17 protein-coding genes and 2 pseudogenes are annotated in these 18,756 nt (G+C 71.5%); 6 read left to right on the top strand and 13 right to left on the bottom strand.

Going from position 1 to position 18,756, the window contains the following annotated elements; genetic code table 11:
• Window positions 1-92 precede the first annotated feature (92 nt).
• The 3 genes and pseudogenes from ACZ45Q_RS30680 to ACZ45Q_RS30670 form a co-directional block, all read right to left on the bottom strand.
• A pseudogene (locus ACZ45Q_RS30680) lies at window positions 93-458 on the bottom strand (cupin domain-containing protein); the annotation flags it as partial.
• A 17-nt stretch (window positions 459-475) separates the two neighbouring features.
• Window positions 476-1,417: a DUF6807 domain-containing protein gene (locus ACZ45Q_RS30675; protein WP_468267311.1), complete on the bottom strand. Its 942-nt coding sequence runs from the start codon at window positions 1,415-1,417 to the stop codon at window positions 476-478.
• On the bottom strand, window positions 1,414-2,529 hold the full coding sequence (locus tag ACZ45Q_RS30670) for a Gfo/Idh/MocA family protein (RefSeq protein WP_468267309.1): 1,116 nt from the start codon (window positions 2,527-2,529) through the stop codon (window positions 1,414-1,416). Before ACZ45Q_RS30670 ends, ACZ45Q_RS30675 begins: the two co-directional genes overlap by 4 nt.
• 331 nt (window positions 2,530-2,860) lie before the next feature.
• On the opposite strand from ACZ45Q_RS30670, the gene ACZ45Q_RS30665 reads away from it, so the two are divergent.
• From ACZ45Q_RS30665 to ACZ45Q_RS30655, 3 genes are all read left to right on the top strand, one after another.
• The gene (locus tag ACZ45Q_RS30665) at window positions 2,861-3,457 is read left to right on the top strand and encodes a Dps family protein (protein WP_468267307.1); all 597 of its coding nucleotides are present in this window, start codon (window positions 2,861-2,863) and stop codon (window positions 3,455-3,457) included.
• A 23-nt stretch (window positions 3,458-3,480) separates the two neighbouring features.
• A complete protein-coding gene (locus ACZ45Q_RS30660) occupies window positions 3,481-4,632 on the top strand; it encodes an ABC-2 transporter permease (RefSeq protein WP_468267305.1) in 1,152 nt (383 codons plus the stop codon).
• A 135-nt stretch (window positions 4,633-4,767) separates the two neighbouring features.
• Window positions 4,768-6,000: a cysteine desulfurase-like protein gene (locus ACZ45Q_RS30655; protein ID WP_468267303.1), complete on the top strand. Its 1,233-nt coding sequence runs from the start codon at window positions 4,768-4,770 to the stop codon at window positions 5,998-6,000.
• Window positions 6,001-6,118: 118 nt separating this feature from the next.
• Here ACZ45Q_RS30655 and yicI read toward each other — a convergent pair whose 3' ends face one another.
• Complete coding sequence (gene yicI, locus ACZ45Q_RS30650) at window positions 6,119-8,389, bottom strand: alpha-xylosidase (RefSeq protein ID WP_468267301.1); 2,271 nt, start codon at window positions 8,387-8,389, stop codon at window positions 6,119-6,121.
• A 541-nt stretch (window positions 8,390-8,930) separates the two neighbouring features.
• On the opposite strand from yicI, the pseudogene ACZ45Q_RS30645 reads away from it, so the two are divergent.
• The 3 genes and pseudogenes from ACZ45Q_RS30645 to ACZ45Q_RS30635 form a co-directional block, all read left to right on the top strand.
• Window positions 8,931-9,281 (top strand): annotated as a pseudogene (locus ACZ45Q_RS30645) (MFS transporter); the annotation flags it as partial.
• A gap of 189 nt (window positions 9,282-9,470) precedes the next feature.
• Window positions 9,471-9,704, top strand: a complete 234-nt coding sequence (locus ACZ45Q_RS30640) for a helix-turn-helix domain-containing protein (protein ID WP_468267299.1) — start codon at window positions 9,471-9,473, stop codon at window positions 9,702-9,704.
• 88 nt (window positions 9,705-9,792) lie between these two features.
• Window positions 9,793-10,974, top strand: coding sequence for a UDP-N-acetylglucosamine--N-acetylmuramyl-(pentapeptide) pyrophosphoryl-undecaprenol N-acetylglucosamine transferase (locus ACZ45Q_RS30635; RefSeq protein ID WP_468267297.1), 1,182 nt, complete (start codon window positions 9,793-9,795; stop codon window positions 10,972-10,974).
• Window positions 10,975-10,987: 13 nt separating this feature from the next.
• On the opposite strand, the gene ACZ45Q_RS30630 is transcribed toward ACZ45Q_RS30635, so the two are convergent.
• The 9 genes from ACZ45Q_RS30630 to ACZ45Q_RS30590 form a co-directional block, all read right to left on the bottom strand.
• A complete protein-coding gene (locus ACZ45Q_RS30630) occupies window positions 10,988-12,121 on the bottom strand; it encodes a DegT/DnrJ/EryC1/StrS family aminotransferase (RefSeq protein WP_468267295.1) in 1,134 nt (377 codons plus the stop codon).
• Window positions 12,118-13,356, bottom strand: a complete 1,239-nt coding sequence (locus tag ACZ45Q_RS30625; RefSeq protein WP_468267293.1) for an ATP-grasp domain-containing protein — start codon at window positions 13,354-13,356, stop codon at window positions 12,118-12,120. The genes ACZ45Q_RS30630 and ACZ45Q_RS30625 overlap by 4 nt, the downstream gene beginning before the upstream one ends.
• Window positions 13,349-14,380 carry a dTDP-glucose 4,6-dehydratase gene (gene rfbB, locus ACZ45Q_RS30620; RefSeq protein ID WP_468267291.1) on the bottom strand — a complete coding sequence of 344 codons (1,032 nt, stop codon included), beginning with the start codon at window positions 14,378-14,380 and terminating at the stop codon, window positions 13,349-13,351. The genes ACZ45Q_RS30625 and rfbB overlap by 8 nt, the downstream gene beginning before the upstream one ends.
• A gap of 187 nt (window positions 14,381-14,567) precedes the next feature.
• Complete coding sequence (locus tag ACZ45Q_RS30615; RefSeq protein ID WP_468267289.1) at window positions 14,568-15,056, bottom strand: DUF6415 family natural product biosynthesis protein; 489 nt, start codon at window positions 15,054-15,056, stop codon at window positions 14,568-14,570.
• Window positions 15,053-15,244, bottom strand: coding sequence for a hypothetical protein (locus ACZ45Q_RS30610; RefSeq protein WP_468267287.1), 192 nt, complete (start codon window positions 15,242-15,244; stop codon window positions 15,053-15,055). The genes ACZ45Q_RS30615 and ACZ45Q_RS30610 overlap by 4 nt, the downstream gene beginning before the upstream one ends.
• Before the next feature lie 365 nt (window positions 15,245-15,609).
• The gene (locus tag ACZ45Q_RS30605) at window positions 15,610-16,797 is read right to left on the bottom strand and encodes a helix-turn-helix domain-containing protein (RefSeq protein WP_468267285.1); all 1,188 of its coding nucleotides are present in this window, start codon (window positions 16,795-16,797) and stop codon (window positions 15,610-15,612) included.
• Window positions 16,798-16,897: 100 nt separating this feature from the next.
• Window positions 16,898-17,548: an HAD family hydrolase gene (locus ACZ45Q_RS30600; protein WP_468267283.1), complete on the bottom strand. Its 651-nt coding sequence runs from the start codon at window positions 17,546-17,548 to the stop codon at window positions 16,898-16,900.
• Window positions 17,549-17,575: 27 nt separating this feature from the next.
• Entirely contained in the window at window positions 17,576-17,743 is a 168-nt protein-coding gene (locus ACZ45Q_RS30595; RefSeq protein WP_468267281.1) for a hypothetical protein, read from the bottom strand.
• Window positions 17,744-17,988: 245 nt separating this feature from the next.
• Complete coding sequence (locus ACZ45Q_RS30590) at window positions 17,989-18,576, bottom strand: hypothetical protein (RefSeq protein ID WP_468267279.1); 588 nt, start codon at window positions 18,574-18,576, stop codon at window positions 17,989-17,991.
• Window positions 18,577-18,756: the final 180 nt, after the last annotated feature.

Genomic DNA, 18,756 nt, shown 5'->3' with positions numbered 1-18,756 from the left:
GTGCCTCCCGAACTCGTCGACATCACCCATCCGTGGCACGGGGCGCCTCCCAAACCCATCGACAAGCGACGTCACAACTGCTCGATAAAGCCAGGATCGGCCAGCACCTCGGACGGGAAGGTGAAGACGGCGTCGCCCGCTTCGGGCAGGCCGCTGTTCTGCATCAGCACGGTGACGCGCAGGTCGCCCCCCTGCACCATGCGGTGCACGGTGCCCGGCGTGAACCAGGCGACGCAGCCGGGCTCCAGCTCGATCTCGCGGTAGCCGTCGGGGCCGAGGGTCTGCACGGCGCCCCGGCCGCCGGTGACGACGTAGGCCTCGGTGCACACCAGGTGCAGGTGCGGACTGCCGCCGCACACCCCGTCGGCGGCGGCCCAGTCGTAGGCGCGCAGGTGGGACAGCCCCACGGCACCGGGCAGCGGGTGCGGCAGCGCAGGCTCCGGGCAGCGGGTGGGCAGCGCCGGCTCCGGGCCGCTCACCACGGAAGACGGTCCAGACGTGCGGCGACCCGGTCGCGGTCCCAGGCGCCGTCGGCGACCAGCAGCCGGTAGCGGTAGGCGAACGACTCCCCCGGCGGCAGCGCGAACTCCTCGAAGAACGCCCAGGAGAACGCCACCGTGGGGGTCGGCTCCGAGCGCACGAACCAGTGCGAGGGGTGGATCGCGGCCTTCTCGTCGAGGTTCTCGGGGGCGTGCGCGAAGACGAGCGTGGAGTGCGCGTCCCTCTCGTCGTGCTCGGCGGTGAACGCCAGCCACGGACTCCGGCTGCCCATCAGACGCTCCGCGCCGGAGCCGCCGTCGGCGGCGAAGACCGTGCCGCCGGTGAAGTCGCGGGGGCCGCGCCAGTGGAGGCCGGTGTACCCGGCCATCTCACGGCCGGCGGTGGTCGGGGAGCCGAAGACGAGCGGGGCGTCACGGATGTTGGTGAGGCTGATCGACCAGTCCAGCGCCCAGGCCCCGGCCTCCTCGTCGACCGCGTGGACGGTCAGCCCCCGCTCCTCGCGCGCCCAGGCGGCGCCACCGTTCTCGATCCAGGTGAGGTGCTCGGTGACGGCGAGCCGGTCGGCCTCGACCGTGAGGTCCGCGAAGCCGTCGTGCCGCATGGAGCCGACGCGGTCGCGCAGCGGCAGGTAGCCCCGGCCGTGCACATAGGAGTTGCCGCCCCAGAAGTTCTGCCCGGACAGATGGCTGGCCGTCATCTGCACGCCCTTGTGCCAGCGGTGGTCGTTCGGCCGGTACCCGGTCACCGTGTGACCGGCGAGGGTGCGCAGCGGGTGGGCGTAGGGCTTGCGGGACTCGAACGGGTCGGGGTCCGGCCGGTAGACGTAGCGCAGGATCTCGGTGCCGTTCGCCGCGGTCACCGCGAGGTGCTCGCCGTGCGCGTGTACGACGCGGACGGCTTTGCCGCCGACGCTCATGCGTGCTCCTTCGGGGCCCAGTCGGGGTGGTCGCCGTGCATCGCCGCGTGGAAGGGATCGCCGGGCCCGATCTCCCCTGCGCGCACCGGCCGCCCGGTGAACGCCGCCTTGTACAGGGCGGCGGCGAACTCGAGGGTGGCGCGGGCCTCCTGCCCGCTGCCCGGTGGTCTGGTGCCCGCGTCCCAGGCGTCCAGCAGGGCGCCGAGCTGCGCCGTGTGGGAGCTGGGCACGTCGGCCGGGGGTGTGCGCCAGGCGGCGGCCCGGGCGGGGTCCACGTGGCGGGCCGGGGTGTAGGTCCAGTCGTCGTTGCGGTGGCCGTAGAGGTGGGTCAGCTCCACCGTCGCGTCGGCGCAGTCGACACGGACGCGGCTCACCTCGTCCGGTGACAGGACGCTGTTGACGACGGTGGCGAGGGCGCCGCTCTCGAAGCGGACGAGGGCGGTGGAGACGTCCTCGCTCTCGGTCGCGTGGACCAGGCGGGAGGCCATGGCCCGGATCTCCGCCCAGGGACCGAGCAGGTGCAGCAGCAGGTCGTACTGGTGGATGCCGTGCCCCATGGTCGGGCCGCCGCCCTCGGTGGCCCAGCGCCCGCGCCAGGGCGCCTTGTAGTAGTCGGCGTCGCGGTGCCAGGTGGTCTGGCAGTGCGCGACGAGCGGGGCGCCCAGCTCACCGCTCGCGATCAGCCGGCGGGCGTGCTCGGCGCCGGAGCCGTACCGGTGCTGGAAGACGACGCAGGCGTGGGCGCCGGAGGCCTCCTCGGCCGCCGCGATGTCGTCGTACTCGGCGAGCGACAGGCACAGCGGCTTCTCGCACAGCACCCAGGCACCCGCCTTGAGCGCCGCCACCGTCTGCTCCCGGTGCAGTGACGGCGGGGTGCCGACGAGGACCAGGTCGGGGCGGACGGCGTCGAGCATCGCGCCGACCGACGTGTACCCGGCGACCGCGCCGCCCGCCGCGGCCCGGAAGGCGTCGAGCCGGCCGGGGTCCACGTCCACGGCGGCGGCCAGCTCCACCCGGTCGGCGTGCGCGCGCAGCGCGGGCAGGTGGCCGCCGGTGACGATGGCGCCGGTGCCGACGACGGCGACGCGGCGGCGGGCGGGGGACGGGGCCATGCGGTCTCCTCCGGCGCGGGTGGGCGGCACACGGGTGCCACGGCTGCTGCGGGCGCTGCGGGCGCTGCCGCTGCTGCGGGCGGAAGCCACCCGCAGTAGCGGCAGAAGGGTGTAGAAAGCGCTTGCCCTCAGATGACCCTAGAGGGGAGTGATTGTCTGGACAACCCCCCGTACGGCCCCGGTCGGTTCGCGGGCCATGGCTCACGTGCCTCGCTCGGGCCGCAGCGTTTGCGGGTGCCCGTCCCGGCTGATCGACTGTCACAGGGGGGCGGTGGCCCATCGCTCGGCGCACCGGCACCCTCCCCCGTCGCTCCCCGGAAGGAGTTCAGGCGTGACCAGCGATCCGAAGCCGACGGCCGCGGCGCACCAGCCGGACGGCAGCCAGCCGTGGCTGCACCAGCAGGGCCGGGTCATCCAGGAGTTCGGCACCGTCAAGCAGTTCCCCGTGGCGCTGTCCATGGACGCCCGCCTCTACTCCTGCCAGCGGCTCAACAAGGTCCTGTCGGACACGCGCATCCTGCACGACCTGTACAAGAAGTACCACTGGCTCATGCGCGGGGCGACGTTCTACCAGCTGCATCTGCTGATGGACAAGCACGCGGGCGAGCAGCTGGAGCTGATCGACACCATGGCCGAGCGGGTGCAGACGCTGGGCGGCGTCGCCGTCGGCGACCCCCGGCACGTCGCGGAGATCACCACGGTACGGCGCCCGCCGGACGGTGTGGAGGAGGTGCCGGCGATGCTGTCGCGGCTGTTGGAGGCGCACGAGCTGATCCTCACCGAGTGCCACGACGCCGCCGCCCGCGCCCAGGAGCAGGGGGACGACGGGACCAACGACATCCTGGTCTCGGACGTCATCCGCACCAACGAGCTCCAGGCCTGGTTCGTGGCCGAGCACCTGGTCGACACGCCGCTGGTGCGCGTCTGACCGCGCCGGGCGGACCGGACGACATGGCCGACGCTCCCCACGACGGGTCACGGGGCGAACCGCGCGATACGCGCCGCCGACCGGACGGCACCGAGGACGGCCCGGCGCACGGTGCGCACGATCCGGCGCGCGGTGCGCGCGGGAGGCCGCCGGCGCCCGGGGAGCGGTGGGCGGCGTTCCGGGAGTCGCCGCTGTGGCCCGCCACCGTCCTGGTGCTGATCCTCGCCGCGGCGGCCGGGCTGTTCGCCTGGTCCTACACCTACTCCATGGCCGATCCGACGCCGCGTTCGATCCCCACGGCGGTGGTCGGCTCCTACGAGGAGGGCCGGGGCCGGGCCTATCTGGCCGGGCTGGAGAAGGCGCTGAACGCCTCGGTGAAGGTGCACCCCTACGACAGCGCGGCCGCCGCCCGGGAGGCCGTCGAGGAGCAGGACGTCTTCGCGATCTTCGAGCTGCGCGACGGCGGGCGCAGGGCGCTGCTGGACCTGTCGAGCGCGTCCGGCGCCTCGGTGGCCGAGGTGCTGGCCGAAGCGGCGCCGGAGGTCGGGCGGCGGACGGGCGTGGCGGTCACGGTGCGGGACATCAATCCGCTCCAGGAGGGCGACCCGCGGGGGCTGGCGATCTTCTACATCTCGCTGGCCGCCGTCATCATCGGCTTCGTCGGCGCGATCCAGCTGAGCGTGCACGCCCGTGCCCTGACGCCGCCGGAGCGCATCGCGTTCACGGCGGCGTACGCGCTGCTCGGCGGCTTCGCCATCGCGGCGGCGGTGGACTGGCTGCTGGGCGCGCTCGATCTGCCCTTCGCCGAGTCGTGGCTGATCCTGGCGCTGACCATGTTCGCCGGCGGCATGGTGTTCACCATGTTCAACACCCTGGTCGGCCGCTGGGCGATGCTGCCGACGTGGGGGCTGATGGTGCTGCTGGGCAACCCCTCGTCCGGCGGTGCGGTCTCCTGGGCGCTGCTGCCGTCCCCGCTGGGCGAGATCGGCCGGTGGCTGCCGCCGGGCGCGTCGGTCAACGCCCAGCACACGGCGGTGTACTTCCCGGACCACCAGCACCCGGAGCCCTTTCTGGTGCTGGCCGGCTGGGCCCTGGTGTCGTGCGCGGTGTTCTGGATCTGGCGGCACCGGCATCCGGGCGGCCGGGAGAAGCGCCCGGCGCACGCCGGTGCATGACCCCGGCGCCCGGGACGGGCACTGCGATCATGTGACCGGCGGTGCCGGCGTGCCGTGGTTCCCGCGGTCGCCGGCCGTGCCGCAGTCGCCGCAGTCCTCGTCCGGCCGAACGCCGGCGCCCAGGTGGGAGTTCACATGGCTCACAGTGCCCTCGACATCGACGCCGTCCGCGCCCGCATACCCGCCCTGAAGTCCGGCTCCGCCCGGTTCGACGCGCCGGGCGGCACCCAGACCCCGCAGCCGGTCGTGGACGCCATCGCCCAGGCGCTGACCGGCCCGCTGGCCAACCGCGGACGCACCACCCAGGGCGAGCGCAACGCCGACGACATCGTCACCGGGGCGCGAAGGGCGCTGGCCGACCTGCTCGCCGCCGACCCGCGGGACGTCGTCTTCGGCCGCAGTGCCACCCAGCTCACGTACGACCTGTCCCGCACGCTCGCCAAGGAGTGGCGACCGGGCGACGAGGTGGTCGTCACCCGCCTCGACCACGATGCCAACATCCGGCCCTGGGTCCAGGCTGCCGAGGCGGCCGGCGCGACCGTGCGGTGGGCGGACTTCGACCCCGCCACCGGCGAGTTGCTCCCCGAGCACGTCGAATCCGTGCTCTCCCCGCGCACCCGGCTGGTCGCGGTCACCGCCGCGTCCAATCTGATCGGCACCCGCCCCGACGTCACGGCCCTGGCCCGGTTGGCGCACGACGCCGGCGCGCTGCTGCACGTCGACGCGGTGCACTACGCCTCGCACGCCGCCGTCGACCTGGCCGCGCTCGGCGCCGACACGCTGGTGTGCTCGCCGTACAAGTTCCTCGGCCCGCACCTGGGCGTGCTCGCGGCCCGGCCGGACTTCCTGGAGACGCTGCGTCCGGACAAGCTGCTGCCCTCCCCCGACAGCGTGCCCGAGCGCTTCGAACTGGGCACGCTGCCCTACGAACTGCTCGCCGGCGCCCGGGCCGCCGTGGACTTCCTCGCCGGCCTGGCGCCCGGCCCCGCCGGCCCGGCAGCGGGCGCGGACGGCGACCGGCGGGCACGGCTCGTCGCGGCGTTCGACGCGCTGGAGGCGCACGAGGAGGCGCTGCGCACGCGGATCGAGCGGGGCCTGGCGGAACTGGGCGGCATCACGGTGTACTCGCGGGCGGCGCGGCGCACGCCGACGCTGCTGTTCACGGTGGCGGGCCGGCGGCCGGCCGAGGTCTCCCGGCACCTGGCCGGGCACGCCGTCGACGCTCCGGCCGGGGCGTTCTACGCCGTGGAGGCCTCCCGCCGGCTCGGTCTGGGCGACGACGGCGGCGTACGGGTCGGGCTCGCCCCGTACAGCGCCGCCGACGACGTCGACCGGCTGCTGACGGCACTGGACGCCCTCGACCGCTGACCCGGCACCCGGCACCCGGCACCCGGCACCCGGCACCCGGCAGCATCGCCCGACGTCCGCCGGATGCCTGACTCGTGACACCCGGCACCCGGCACGCAAGGCCGCCGCCCGGCCCCCGTCACCCCAGCGGCACCGTCACCTCCCCCGCCCCCTCGGCGCTCGCGCCGCCCGGCACCCGCACGGTGAACGGGCGGTCGGTGCCCTCGGCGGTCACCCGGAGCAGACCGCCCTCGCGCCGGGCCCGGAACCTCGCGGCCGGGGCGCCCGTCGGGTCCGGCACGGTCACCTCGGCGGTCCAGTCGGGCGCGGCGGACGGGTGGACGAGCAGCGTCGGACGGTCCAGCCAGTCGCCGTCGGGGCGCCGGTCGTCGCCGGCCAGCGGCAGGACGGCGCCCTCGCGGACGTACAGCGGCAGGCTGTCGTAGCCGTGCCGCTCGGTGCGCCACGCCGGGCCGGTGACCCGCTCGCCGCTGAGGAGCTGGGTCCAGGTGCCCTCGGGCAGGTAGACCTCCACCTCGCCGTCCTCGCTGAAGACCGGGGCGACCAGCAGATCGGGGCCGAGCATGTACTGGCGGTCCAGCGGGCGGCAGGCGGGGTCGCGCGGGAACTCCAGCACCATGGGCCGCATCACCGGCACACCGGTGCGGTGGGCCTCGGCGGCGGCGCCGTACAGGTACGGCATGAGCCGGTGCTTGAGCAGGGTGAACCGCCGGGCCACGTCGACGGCCTCCTCGCCGAACTCCCACGGCACCCGGTACGACGCCGAGCCGTGCAGCCGGCTGTGCGAGGAGAGCAGGCCGAAGGCCAGCCAGCGGGTGAAGACCGCGGGATCGGGCGTGCCCTCGAAGCCCCCGATGTCGTGGCTCCAGAAGCCGAAGCCGCTCAGCGACAGCGACAGTCCGCCGCGCAGCGACTCGGCCATGGCCTCGAAGGAGGCCCAGCAGTCGCCGCCCCAGTGCACGGGATACTGCTGGCCGCCCGCGGTCGCGGACCGCGCGAACAGCACGGCCTCCCCCTGCCCCCGCTCCTTCTCCAGCAGCTCGAAGACCGTGCGGTTGTACAGGTGGGTGTAGTAGTTGTGCATCCGCTCCGGGTCGGAGCCGTCGTGCCACACCACGTCGGTGGGGACGCGTTCGCCGAAGTCGGTCTTGAAGCAGTCCACGCCCTGGTCGAGCAGCGGCCGGAGCTTGGCGACGTACCAGGCGCGGGCGTCGGGGCTGGTGAAGTCCACCAGGCCCATGCCGGCCTGCCACAGGTCCCACTGCCACACGTCGCCGTCCGGGCGGCGCACCAGGTGGCCGAGGGCGGCGGCCTCCTCGAACAGCGGGGACTTCTGGGCGATGTAGGGGTTGATCCAGAGGCTGACCTTCAGTCCCTTGGCCTTCAGGCGGGCGAGCATGCCGTCCGGGTCGGGGAAGACCTCGGGGTCCCACGCGAAGTCGCACCACTGGTACTCGCGCATCCAGAAGCAGTCGAAGTGGAAGACGGAGAGCGGGATGCCGCGCTCGGCCATGCCGTCGACGAACGACATCACCGTCTTCTCGTCGTAGGAGGTGGTGAACGAGGTGCTCAGCCACAGGCCGAACGACCAGGCGGGCGGCAGGGCCGGCCGGCCGGTGAGGCCCGTGTAGCGGGTGAGGACGTCCTTGGGGGTGGGCCCGGCGACGACGTAGTACTCCAGCGTCTGGTCCGCGACGCTGAACTGCACCTGCCCCACGGACTCCGAGCCGACCTCGAAGGAGACGGCGCCGGGGTGGTTGACGAAGACGCCGTAGCCGCGTGAGGAGAGGTAGAAGGGGACGTTCTTGTAGGCCTGTTCGCTGCTGGTGCCGCCGTCGGCCTGCCAGATGTCCACGACCTGGCCGTTCTTGACGAACGGGGTGAAGCGCTCGCCGAGGCCGTAGATGTGCTCGCCGACGCCGAGCGCGAGCCTGGCGAGCATGTGGTGGGTGCCGTCGCCGGTGGTGGCGTACCCGGTGCCCTTGGCGTTCGCCCGGGTCAGCTCCCGCCCGTCCGCGTCCAGGAAGGCGAGGGCCCAGGGGCCGTCGCGGTCCAGCCGCAGGGTCAGCGGGCCGCTGGTCAGTTCCGTGACGCCGCCGTCCCGGCGCACCGCGCCGGCCCCGTCCGGGGCACCGGCGAGCGCGAAGTCGGGGCCCCGCCGCCGCTTGCCGGCGTGATGGGTGACCCGGACGCCGATGACGCCCTCGGCGGGCGAGAAGCAGGTGACCGTGAGGAGGGGGCCGTTGAGGGTGTCGCCCCGGTGGGCCACCCGCGTCACGGCCGCATGGGCGGTGAAGCGCTTCGATTCGAGGTCCAGATGGCGCACCTGGGTCGCATAGGAGAGACGCACACCCTCACGGGTGAGCCAGAAGCCGTCGGTGAACTTCATGATCTTCCTCGGGAAGGCGGCAGCAGTGCCCCGATCGTACACACAGCAAGCGCCGACGACAGGGGCGTGAACGCAACAACAGGTCCTTGAACTGGGGCGATTCGGCGGCTCACGACGGTGCTTCACCTCCCCGACCGGCGCGCGGGCGCGCGCACCACGACGCGGGCACAGGGTCCGCCGCGACCGGCCGCAGGGCAGGTCAGCGGCAGGACAAAGGGACGGAGAGGGCTGGACCAGCGAGTATCGAAGCGCTTCACCCAGAGCATGCCGAGATGGCGCGCCCGGCACCACGCGCGCGTGCATGGAACGCCCCGGGCCCGCCCCTGCTGCCGGCCGGCTGGTCGGCACCCACGCGCGCGTGCACGGAACCCGGCGCCGACCCCGGCAGGCGCGTCCACGCGCGAGGACGCCTGCCGTCAGGTACGTGGTGCCGTCCTGGGGCCGGCGTCCCTGCGTGCGGGGTCCGCCCTTGCCCCGCTCCTCGGCTCCCGCCTAGCCTGACTTTGTGCCGCTAATAAACAAAGCCCGTTCGCACAGCGCCGTGCCGGGCCACCGGGCCGGGCTGTCGCGCCTGAGAGCCGTCCTGACCGTCTTCTTCGCCCTCGACGGCTTCGTCTTCGCCGGCTGGGTCGTCCGCATCCCCGCGATCAAGGAACAGACCGGCGCCTCGGCCAGTGAGCTGGGGCTCGCCCTGCTCGGAGTCTCGGCGGGCGCGGTCGTCACGATGACGCTCACCGGACGTCTGTGCCGCCGCTACGGCAGCCATCCGGTCACCGTGGTCTGTGCCGTGCTGCTCTCGCTGAGCGTCGCCCTGCCGCCGCTCACCCACTCCGCGCTCGCCCTGGGCGCCGTCCTGCTGGTGTTCGGCAGTGCCTACGGCGGGATCAACGTGCGGATTTCACTAAGAAGCTGAGAGACCAGGGAACCGGGCGAACCACCAGCGACAAACCTGCCCCGTCGGAGGCTTGCGGACCTCCGGCGGGGCAGGCACTCAACAGCCGGACGCCACATCTGACGGCCTGTCAGGAAAAGCATCACTGCTGGTGCTGACATCTGAACACGTGCGTTCCAGTTTTGTCGAGTGCCTAGCGATCACCCGGACTGGATCATCGAACGACGCCGGGAACTGGGCGAACGCATCGCCGACCTACGCACGGCCGCGCACCACACCCAAGAGTCCTTCTGCGAAGCCACCGGGCTGAGCCGCAGCACCCTCCAGCGCATCGAGGCCGGCCAGGGCGATCCCCGCTACAGCGAACTGTTGCGGATCGCCGCCGTCCTCGACATGCGGCTCTCCGTCCTCGTGAGCGACTGATCCCAGCGAGCCCGCCCCGTCCGCACGCCCCGTCCCCAGCCATCCGCTACGGTACGAGCGACCCTCACGGCCCAGACGGGAACTCCTTGTGAACAGTGCGCACTCCTCCGGACCGTCCCCCAGCTTCCGCCTCGCGGTGACCGGCGGCGGCACCGGCGGCCACACCTACCCGGCCCTCACCGCCATCCGCACCCTCCAGGCCCGCCTGGCGGCCTCCGGGCGGACGCTGGACGTGCTGTGGATCGGCACACAGGACGGGCTGGAGGCGCGCGTCGCGCCAGCCGAGGGAATCCCCTTCACCCCGGTCGCCACCGGCAAGATCCGCCGCTCCAGCAACCCGCTGAAGATGGTCTCGCCAGCGAACGTGAAGGACATGGCGCGCGTGCCGCTCGGGGTGGCTCAGGCCCGGAAGGCCATCGCCGAGTTCGCGCCGGACGTCGTCCTCGCCACCGGCGGGTACGTCGCCGTGCCGGCCGGACTGGCGGCCCGCCTGTGCCGCCGGCCGCTGGTGCTTCACGAGCAGACCGTCCGCCTCGGACTCGCCAACCGCAAGCTCGCCGGATCGGCCACCCGCATCGCCGTCTCCTCCGAGTCCACGCTTCCCCTGCTCTCCGAGGAAGCACGCAGCATCGCCGTGGTCACCGGCAACCCGGTGCGGCCAGAGGTGCTGTCCGGGCACGCCGACAAGGCCATCGAGACGCTCGGGCTGCGGGGCTTCGACCGCCGGTTGCCCACCGTCTACGTCACCGGGGGCGCACAAGGGTCACAGCAGATTAACGAGGTCGTGCGAGATGTCCTGCCGTGGCTGCTGGAACACGCCAACGTCGTGCACCAGTGCGGCACCGCCAACGTCGATGACCTGCGCGCGCACGCCGCGCGGCTGCCGGCCGGCCTGGCGGAGCGGTACCACCTGACGGGATTCGTCGGGCCGGAGCTGCCGGACGTGCTCGCCTTGGCGGACGTGGTCATCTCTCGCAGCGGGGCGGGCACTCTCGCGGAGCTGACCGCGCTCGGCAAGGCTGCCGTGTTCATCCCCCTGGCCACCTCGGCGGGCAACGAACAGGCCCACAACGCCCGCCATCTGCACGACGCCGGCGCGGCCGTGGCGCTGCTCGGCGAGGTCACCGCGGCGACGCTCCAGGAAGCCGTTGGCCCGCTCCTCACGGACCCGGCGCGCCGAGCAGCGATCGCGCAGCAGGCCCGGGCACACGGAAAGCCGGACGCTGCCGACAGGCTCGTGGACGTGATCCTGTCCGCCGCGTCCGGCTGACCGGGCGAGGGCTCTACCGCCAGCCCTCCGCCCGTACGGTCCTGCGCAGCTCCTCCACCACGTAGTCGACGTCTGCGTCGGTCATGTGCTGGTGGAACGGCAGCGTCATGATCTGCCGGCCCACCTGCTCCGTCACCGGAAGGGGCCTCCTCCATGGGGCGAAGGCGGGTTGCAGGTGGTTGGGGGGATAGTGCGCGCCGACGCCGATGCCCCGCTCGCGCAGGGCACGGAACACCCGGTCGCGTCCAAGGACCCGCACGGCGCACAGGTGCGGCACCGTCCGGTCGATGTCGACGTCGACCAGGGCGACGGCCTCGGTGCCGTTCAGTGCGGTCGCGTAGCGGCGCCAGAGGGCCTTGCGTGCGGCTTCCGTCTCGGCGAAGTGCGCGAGTTGGGCGAGGCCGATGGCGGCGTTGAGCGATGGCATCTGCACCCGGAGGCCGAAGCCGTCGACGTCGTAGCTGGTGAGGTCGGCTCGGGCGGTGGCTGGTGCGGTGATGCCGAGGCTCCGTAGCCGGCGGCAGGTGGCGGCCTCTGCCCCGTTGCGAGGCACGATCATGCCGCCCTGCCCGCAGGTGAGGTTCTTGATGGGGCCGAAGGAGAAGCACGTCACTTCCCCGGTGGCGCCCACCCGGGCCCGGCCGCTGTAGGAGCCGAAGGCATGGGCTGCGTCCTCCACGACCACGATGCCCCGCTCGGACAGCAGCGGGCGCGCCTCCGCCAGGTCGACGGCGCGGCCCCCGTACAGCACCGGCACCACCGCCCGCGTGGAAGGTGTCAGGGCCTCCAGGACCTGGGGGCTTTCCGTGCACAGTGTGCGCGGGTCGATGTCGGCGAACCGCGGCGACGCCCCGGTGGCGAGGACGGCCTGCACGGTCGCGCAGAAGGTGAAGGAGGGCACGATCACCTCGTGTCCCGGCCCTACGCCAGCGGACAGGAGCGCCAGGTGGAGGGCGGCCGTGCCCGAGGCGACGGCCACGGTGTCCTCCACTCCGAGGAAGCGGGCGACTTCCGCTTCGAACCGGTCGGTGATGGCGGAGTGGTTGTAGTAGCCGCTGCGCAGGGCTTCACAGACCGCGGCCTCTTCCGGCCCGTACAGGAACGGGTGTGCGTTGTGGGCGAAGGCCGCGTTGATCGCAGTGGTCATCGCCACGCCCCTTCGCGCACTCCCGTGATCGGTCGGATGACGGGTCGGATCAGCGCGCTGGCCGCTTTCAGGGCGGAGGACACGTCCTCGGCCGACGGCCCGGAAGCGACGAGCATGCCGATCTTGTGGCCGGACTGGTTGTGCGGCCGGACGCGGTCACCCGGCTCGGCGTACAGCTCGACCTCGATGATGCCGGCCGTGTTACGGGCTTCGTTGACGCCCTCCCACCGGAGCAGTTCGCCGTCGGTGGCGAGCGGTGATCCGATCAGCTCCACTGCCGCATGCGCGTTGCATGTCGGTGCAAGGTGGTCCTCGAAGGGCTCACCGAGCGCGAGCGCGATCAGCGCGCCCACGACGTTCACCCCACGGGCGGCGGCGTGCAGCCGCGGGATGCTGTCACCGCTGAGCCGGGGGTTGGACTCGATGACGCGTACCCCGTCCGAGCCGAGCACGAGATCGAAGTTCGCCGGCCCGTTCACGATGCCGAGCGCACGGCAGAGCCGCTCGGCAGTCGCCTCAAGGTGGCCGTGCTCGGCCGGCGACAGCTGCGCTGTGCTGATCCGCGTGACGACGAAGCCTCCAGCGACCAGCTCCTGATCCTTGACGCAGGTCATCAGCGACTTGCCGTTCCGCAGGAAGAGGTCGATGGTCAACTGCCGCCCCTGGACGAACTCCTCGGCGATCACGGTCTGGGAGGCGGAGTAAGCGCGGGCGTAGGCGACGGCGGCAGGCACGTCGTCGGGGCGGGTGACGCGGGTGACGCCCTTGCTGCCCGACCCGTCCACGGGCTTGACCATGAGCGGGAAGCGCAGCCCCGCGGCCTTCGCCGCGACCTCTTCGGGGTCGTCCGACGCCGTCCATCCGTATCCGGCGATGCCGCAGGACGCGACGACCTTGTGGAATGCGGCCTTGTCGAGCCCCTTGAGCGCCCTCTCGGGGTAGATGTAGGGGGTGCCGTAGCGCAGGCCGAGGGTGCGCCAGCTGGCCAGCGCAGCATCGGTCGCGCCGACCACGATCCCCGCGGGCCGTGTGTCGCCCAACGCATCGGCGATGGCGTCGGCGTCACGGGTGGAGACCTGGAGAGCCGCGTCAGCGAACGAGAACGCCGGAGCCTCCGCCCGCATGTCCACCGCTATGGTCGGCAGACCGCGACGCCGCGCCTCCTGATACAGCGGGATGTGCTCCTCCGACGCGCCGAGCACAAGCAGCGCGTTCTGTGGCAACTGGTCAGACATGCTGCGGCTCCAGGGCGGTGTCGAGACTGATGCACGGACGCGTGACGGCTCGGGGCTCAGGGACACGCATCAGGGGTGCCCAGCGCTCGGGGTGGCGCCGGTACCAGTCCGCGGTGCGCGCCAGTTCCTCTTCGAAGTCGTGGGTGGGCCGGTAGCCGAGACTGTCGGCGATCTTCGACCACACCATGGAGTAGCGGATGTCGTTGGCCTGCCGGTCCGGGATGTAGGTGACGGCGTCCCAGTCGGCGCCGCATACGTGCAGCAGCAGCCTGGTCAGCTCCTGGTTGGTGAGGTCCGTTCCGCCGCCGATGTTGTAGACCTCGCCCGGCACACCGGTCCGCATGACCAGTTCGATGCCCTGGCAGTTGTCCTCCACGTGCAGCCAGTTCCTGACGTGCTGTCCCTGGCCGTGCAGGGTGACCTTCTCCCCCTTGACCAGCTTGGTCACGAACAAGGGGATGATCTTTTCCGGGTGCTGGCAGGGCCCGTAGTTGTTGGAGGACCGGGTGACGCACACGGGCAGGCCGTAGGTGCGGAAGTAGCTGAGCGCGATCAGGTCGCTGGCCGCCTTGGACGCGGCGTAGGGGACGCTGGGACGCAGCGGGTCATCCTCCGTGGCGGAGCCTTCCGGGAGCGGGCCGTACACCTCGTCGGTGGAGACGTGAACGAACTTGCGGGCCCCGTGCCGGGCTGCCGCGTCCGCCAGCACCTGTGTGCCGAGCACGTTGGTCTGCACGAACGGTTCTCCGGCCAGCAGCGACCGGTCGACGTGGGACTCAGCAGCGAAGTGGACGACGACCGGGTGCTGCGCGACGAGCGAGTCGACGAGTGACGCGTCCAGGATGTCGCCCCGGACGAAGTTCAGCCGGGGGTCGAGGAACGCCTCACCGAGGTTCGCGACGTGTCCGGCGTAGGTGAGCGCGTCCAGCACGGTGACCCGGCCGATGTCCTGCGCCCGCAGCAGACGCTTGACGAAGTGAGAGCCGATGAATCCTGCACCGCCGGTAACGAGCACAGCTTCCATGAGCTTGCCCCATTCTGTGAGGGCTTGATGTACGAGGAATCCGTCCCCGCCGACGGTCAGCCGGCGGGGCGAGAAGGGGGACCCCTCCCGCCGCAGCTTGCGGACTGCGACGAGAGGGGCGTCTCGGGTGCGACCCTGACCCTGCGGTCGCCGTGGGGCCCCTTGTGCGCCGGGGCAGGGCGAGGTGTCAGCGGCGCGGGCGCCGGGCGTTGACGCAGCGAGCGTGGACGTGGCCGGAGCGGGTCGCGCCACCGGACGGGCTGATCTGGTCGTATTCCACCCAGTCGTCGCTGGGCTTGATCACCTGGTCGCAGGCCAGGCACATCCGGACGCCGGTCAGCGCGTCGTAGTGGTCGCACAGGGCCACCACGGAGCGGGCGAGCCGCTTCACCCGGTCGACCTCACCGAGCAGGCCCGCGGCCTCCGGCAGGGAAAGCCGCCGCCGGGCCTCCTCGACCCCGGCGAGCGCCACCTTGGCCTGCACGTCGTCGCTGTCCCGGTCAACGGCCAACTGCTCGATGCTCGGAATCAGCTCCCCCAGGTGGTCGCGGAGGTCCTGGTCGAAGGACTTCACGACGCCGTGGCGCGGCAGTGTGACCTGCGCGACGAACCAGGCTGCGGAGGCCCGCATCGTGGTGGTGGCCGGCGGGGCCGTCTCGGGACGGGTCGTGTTCACCTCGTCACCGCCTTACCGGCCCGGTGGATCGGGCACTTGCAGGGCGGGAAGTTGTTGGGCGGCACCGGTCCCTTGTGGTCCGTCACGCAGACGGTGCCCTGGTCCTCGGTGACCTTGCCGACGGGGTCGACCCGGTACACGTGGATGGTCATCCTGGCGCCGCGCTTTCTGCGGGCTGTAGCTTTCATGGTGTCGACGCTCCCTCGAAGCGTTGGCCGCGCCCCGGGACCGTTGCGAGCGGTCGCCGGGGTCTACGAGTTGTCCGAACGTTGGCCACGCTGCGGCACCCGCATGTGAAGACCTCCCACACGCGGTTGCTGCCACGGACCATGACGTGTCCAGCCGTACGCAGGCTCCGGTTGACCGCTCCGCAATCGAAGCACGCCTCACCATGCAGTCGGACGATGCTCACTCGCCCGTCGATGACCGTGGGCGCGGTCGGGAGTGCGGCTGGCATCCCCTGCTCCCATCTGCTGGCGTCCTGCGTGCAACAGATGGTGGGGGCTCACGAGGGGCACAAGTACCCCAGCAGGGGGTACCGGCCGCAGTCCGCTCAGGTGGCGGCGCACCACTCAGCGAAGTTGGTGAGCGACTCGGAGTCGGCGCGCTTCAGGCGACGCAGCGTGGCCGCGTCCTCGCGGACCCAGGGGTGTTCACGGGTGTGCTGGGGAGCGATATGCCGGGCGACCTTCAGTGACTCGAAGGCGTCGTCGACCAGGCCGGTCCACAGCTGAGCGCGGGCGAGTTCGATGTAGAACCCGGAGCGCCGCTCTGCGGGCAGCTCCTTGGGTGGCTTCCACTCGCCTGCGACATCCAGGGCGCGGCCAACGTGGTCGTCTCCGAGGCTGACGGCGACAGACACTTCATGGATGCGCACGGAGTCCGGGCCGAAGGCAGTACCGCAGTACACGGCCTCGGGGACCTGGTCCGCCAGTGTGCGAGCCTCAGTCAGGTGCTGCTCCGCCTCGGGGGCATCGTTGGCACGGCCGGCGATGACCGCAGCCCGCATGTGGAGCGCGCCGCGGGCTGCGATCGCCGGTGCGCCCGTAGGGGCCGGTGCCGCGTCCAGCGCCCCCTCAAGAGCGCGAAGGCCTGCCGTGTGGGCGCGGGCGGCAAAGAACGTCTCTGTGCGCACGTAAGCGACGGACGCGGACAAGACCGGATCATCGGCCGCGGGAACGGCCCATCGCATCAGCTCGATCAGGCGTGCGGACAGGTCGCCGGCGCCGAACTTGTATGCGACAGCGTCGGCGGAGCGGTAGGCACTAACCAGGAGCTTAGCGAGTTGGACCCGGTCCTCCCCCTGGGCTGCGTGGTAGGCGCGGGCGAGTTCGGCCAGCAGGTCAGGGAGTTCGCGGGAAATGCGCGTGTACTGGGCTGCGACCCGCCACTTGGCGGCATCCGCGACCGCCGTGCGCAGGTCTGGCAGCGGGCGGGTCGGGCCGTCGTCAGGGATGTCGTAGGCGGCGATCGCGGCGGAGAGCGCGGGAAGCGCGGCGTGCACGCGGGTGTGTACTGCGCCGCGGTCGGCGCGCAGCCGCCCGGGGTCGATACCGAGGGCGTCGGCGATTGCTTCCAAGGTGGCGTCGGTGACGCCGCGCTCACCGCGCTCGATCTTGCGGATTGTGCCGAGCGCGACACAGGCTGCGTCGGCGAGCTGCTGCTGCGTCATCTTCGGGCGTACGACGCTGCGGTAGTAGGCGATCCGACGACCTACACCGCCGTCCGCAAGTACGGGCATGCTGGCTCCAGTTCGGTGCGTCCCACTCCGAACGGTACCCGTGTCTGTACGCGGCGTGTACAGGAATGGCGCCACCAACCATTCGGCTGGTGGTGCCATTTCATGGCCGTCCTGAGCTGACGATTCCGACGAGCTGGGTGAGGCTGTCGATCCGCCAGTCGGCTGCCGCGATGACGTCGTCGGCGTCCGCCCACAAGTGCCCCCACGGGCCACGGCGAAGGTGCGCCGCACGCAGTCCTGCCGCCTTCGCGGGGAACACGTCGTTGGCCGGGTGATCGCCCACATACAGGGTCGCGTCCGGCGCCGCCCCGGATACGTCGATAACGCGGCGGAAGAACTCCGCCTGAGGCTTCGCGACGCCCCACTCCCCCGAGGTGACGACCAGGTCTGCTGGAAGATCCAGGTCACGCAGCAGCTCCCCAGCGCGAGATGTCTGGTTGCCCGCGACGACTACGCGCAACCCCAGTTCGCGGAGTGCAGTCAGGGCTGGACGAACGTCGTCGTAGAGGTCAGCCTCGGCGAGAGCTTCACCGTGGCCGGCGGCTTCTCGGGCGACGTATTCGGCCGCGACGTCGATGCCCGGCCGTGCCAGGCGCAGGGCTTCGGCATTGTCCTTACCCTGCGCTACAACCGCGCCGACAAGGGCGGACAGAGTGTGACGGGGAACGTCCAGCCAGTCGGCCCACGATCCCCAGTAGCGGTCGTCCCGGGTGATCGTCTCGCCGACGTCGAAAACGATGGTCTCAAGCACGACCGGAAGCCTACGGCCCGTCCCCGCTCACCCAGGAACCTGCATCCGCCACTCCGCATCGCGGGTCGACAGCCGGTACTCGCCGACGGCTCCCTGCGGTGGAGCGGCCGGCAGGTGGGCGGGGCGTTCGTAGCGGTAGCGGCGCATGACCTGCCGCCAGGCGCGGGCGACGGCCGGGTAGGGACGGATCTTCATCCCGGCAGAGTGGCAGACGACCGGCCGACGGCGGGCCACTCCGTCAAGATCTTGCCGGTCTGTTCGTCGGTGAGGGTGATCCGGGCGCCGGGCCGTCCCCAGCTGCCGATTTCGTACGCAAGCCGCAGCAGGGCAGGTGCGTCCTGCGGCGAGCGTCCCGTGTCACCGAGCTTTGACCGGGCGCCCTCGAACCTTGACGGCTGCGAGTTCGCGCCACCAGTTCGAGCGGTAGGTGGCGTAGCTGGTCAAGAGGTTGGTTCGATAGCGTCGTCGGCCGGGTCGGTGGACGCGGTCTGCTGAGCCTCTCGATACTTACGCAGGGCTTCCTTGTAGCGACTCTTGTCCTCGGTCGTGTACTGACGCAGCTCCGCAATCTGCTGCTTCATGCCGACTGCGGTCTTTGTCATAACCCGCACCACGCCTTCAGTGACGAGTATGAAGATGGAGACAGAACATGCGATGAAGGCGGCCTTTGCCAGACCGGGGTCCTCGTCATCGGGGCTATGGGTGGCGGACCACTTCAGCACTGCGACCTGCACCGTCACCAGGATCACGCAGATCACCAGCCATACCAACGACGCCACTAAGGCAGTGATCTTCTGGCGTACGAGGTCGTTTGAGTCAGCTTCGTCGATCTTTGCCAAGTCCTCCGCGGGGGGTTCCACGCCAGTTCTTCCTGCCTGGACGATGTTGTCGATGGACGTACGGATACCTTGGGTCCGCTCAAGGACACTGTCTCCCCACGCCTTGAAAAGGGTGTATGCCTGAACCGTTCCGATCAGCAGAACAGCCAGGATGACGGTCGTGATGAGGGCGGCGTAGTCGTCACTCATGGCCCACTTCATGTATCCCCCTGGTGATCACAGCGCGTATGGACGGGAACCTACTACCGTGCGGATGGTTCACGCCCCGAGTCTTGGATCTCGCCTAAGGTCCTGCCGGTCGCGCCTTGGGCAGGCGCTGGCCTGTACAGAAGCCTGAGCCCAGCCGATCGGGCACGGACGTCGGCGCAT

It is taken from the genome of Streptomyces sp. NPDC031049, from assembly GCF_055571015.1.
This window is presented reverse-complemented; position numbering and strand designations above follow the sequence as displayed.

Bases quoted from the DNA above. Each gene is read 5' to 3' on its own strand.
- ACZ45Q_RS30675 (WP_468267311.1), bottom strand. From the start codon at position 1,417: ATGAGCGTCGGCGGCAAAGCCGTCCGCGTCGTACACGCGCACGGCGAG.
- ACZ45Q_RS30670 (WP_468267309.1), bottom strand. From the start codon at position 2,529: ATGGCCCCGTCCCCCGCCCGCCGCCGCGTCGCCGTCGTCGGCACCGGC.
- ACZ45Q_RS30660 (WP_468267305.1), top strand. From the start codon at position 3,481: ATGGCCGACGCTCCCCACGACGGGTCACGGGGCGAACCGCGCGATACG.
- ACZ45Q_RS30655 (WP_468267303.1), top strand. From the start codon at position 4,768: ATGGCTCACAGTGCCCTCGACATCGACGCCGTCCGCGCCCGCATACCC.
- yicI (WP_468267301.1), bottom strand. From the start codon at position 8,389: ATGAAGTTCACCGACGGCTTCTGGCTCACCCGTGAGGGTGTGCGTCTC.
- ACZ45Q_RS30630 (WP_468267295.1), bottom strand. From the start codon at position 12,121: ATGACCACTGCGATCAACGCGGCCTTCGCCCACAACGCACACCCGTTC.
- ACZ45Q_RS30625 (WP_468267293.1), bottom strand. From the start codon at position 13,356: ATGTCTGACCAGTTGCCACAGAACGCGCTGCTTGTGCTCGGCGCGTCG.
- rfbB (WP_468267291.1), bottom strand. From the start codon at position 14,380: ATGGAAGCTGTGCTCGTTACCGGCGGTGCAGGATTCATCGGCTCTCAC.
- ACZ45Q_RS30610 (WP_468267287.1), bottom strand. From the start codon at position 15,244: ATGAAAGCTACAGCCCGCAGAAAGCGCGGCGCCAGGATGACCATCCAC.
- ACZ45Q_RS30605 (WP_468267285.1), bottom strand. From the start codon at position 16,797: ATGCCCGTACTTGCGGACGGCGGTGTAGGTCGTCGGATCGCCTACTAC.
- ACZ45Q_RS30595 (WP_468267281.1), bottom strand. From the start codon at position 17,743: ATGAAGATCCGTCCCTACCCGGCCGTCGCCCGCGCCTGGCGGCAGGTC.
- ACZ45Q_RS30590 (WP_468267279.1), bottom strand. From the start codon at position 18,576: ATGAGTGACGACTACGCCGCCCTCATCACGACCGTCATCCTGGCTGTT.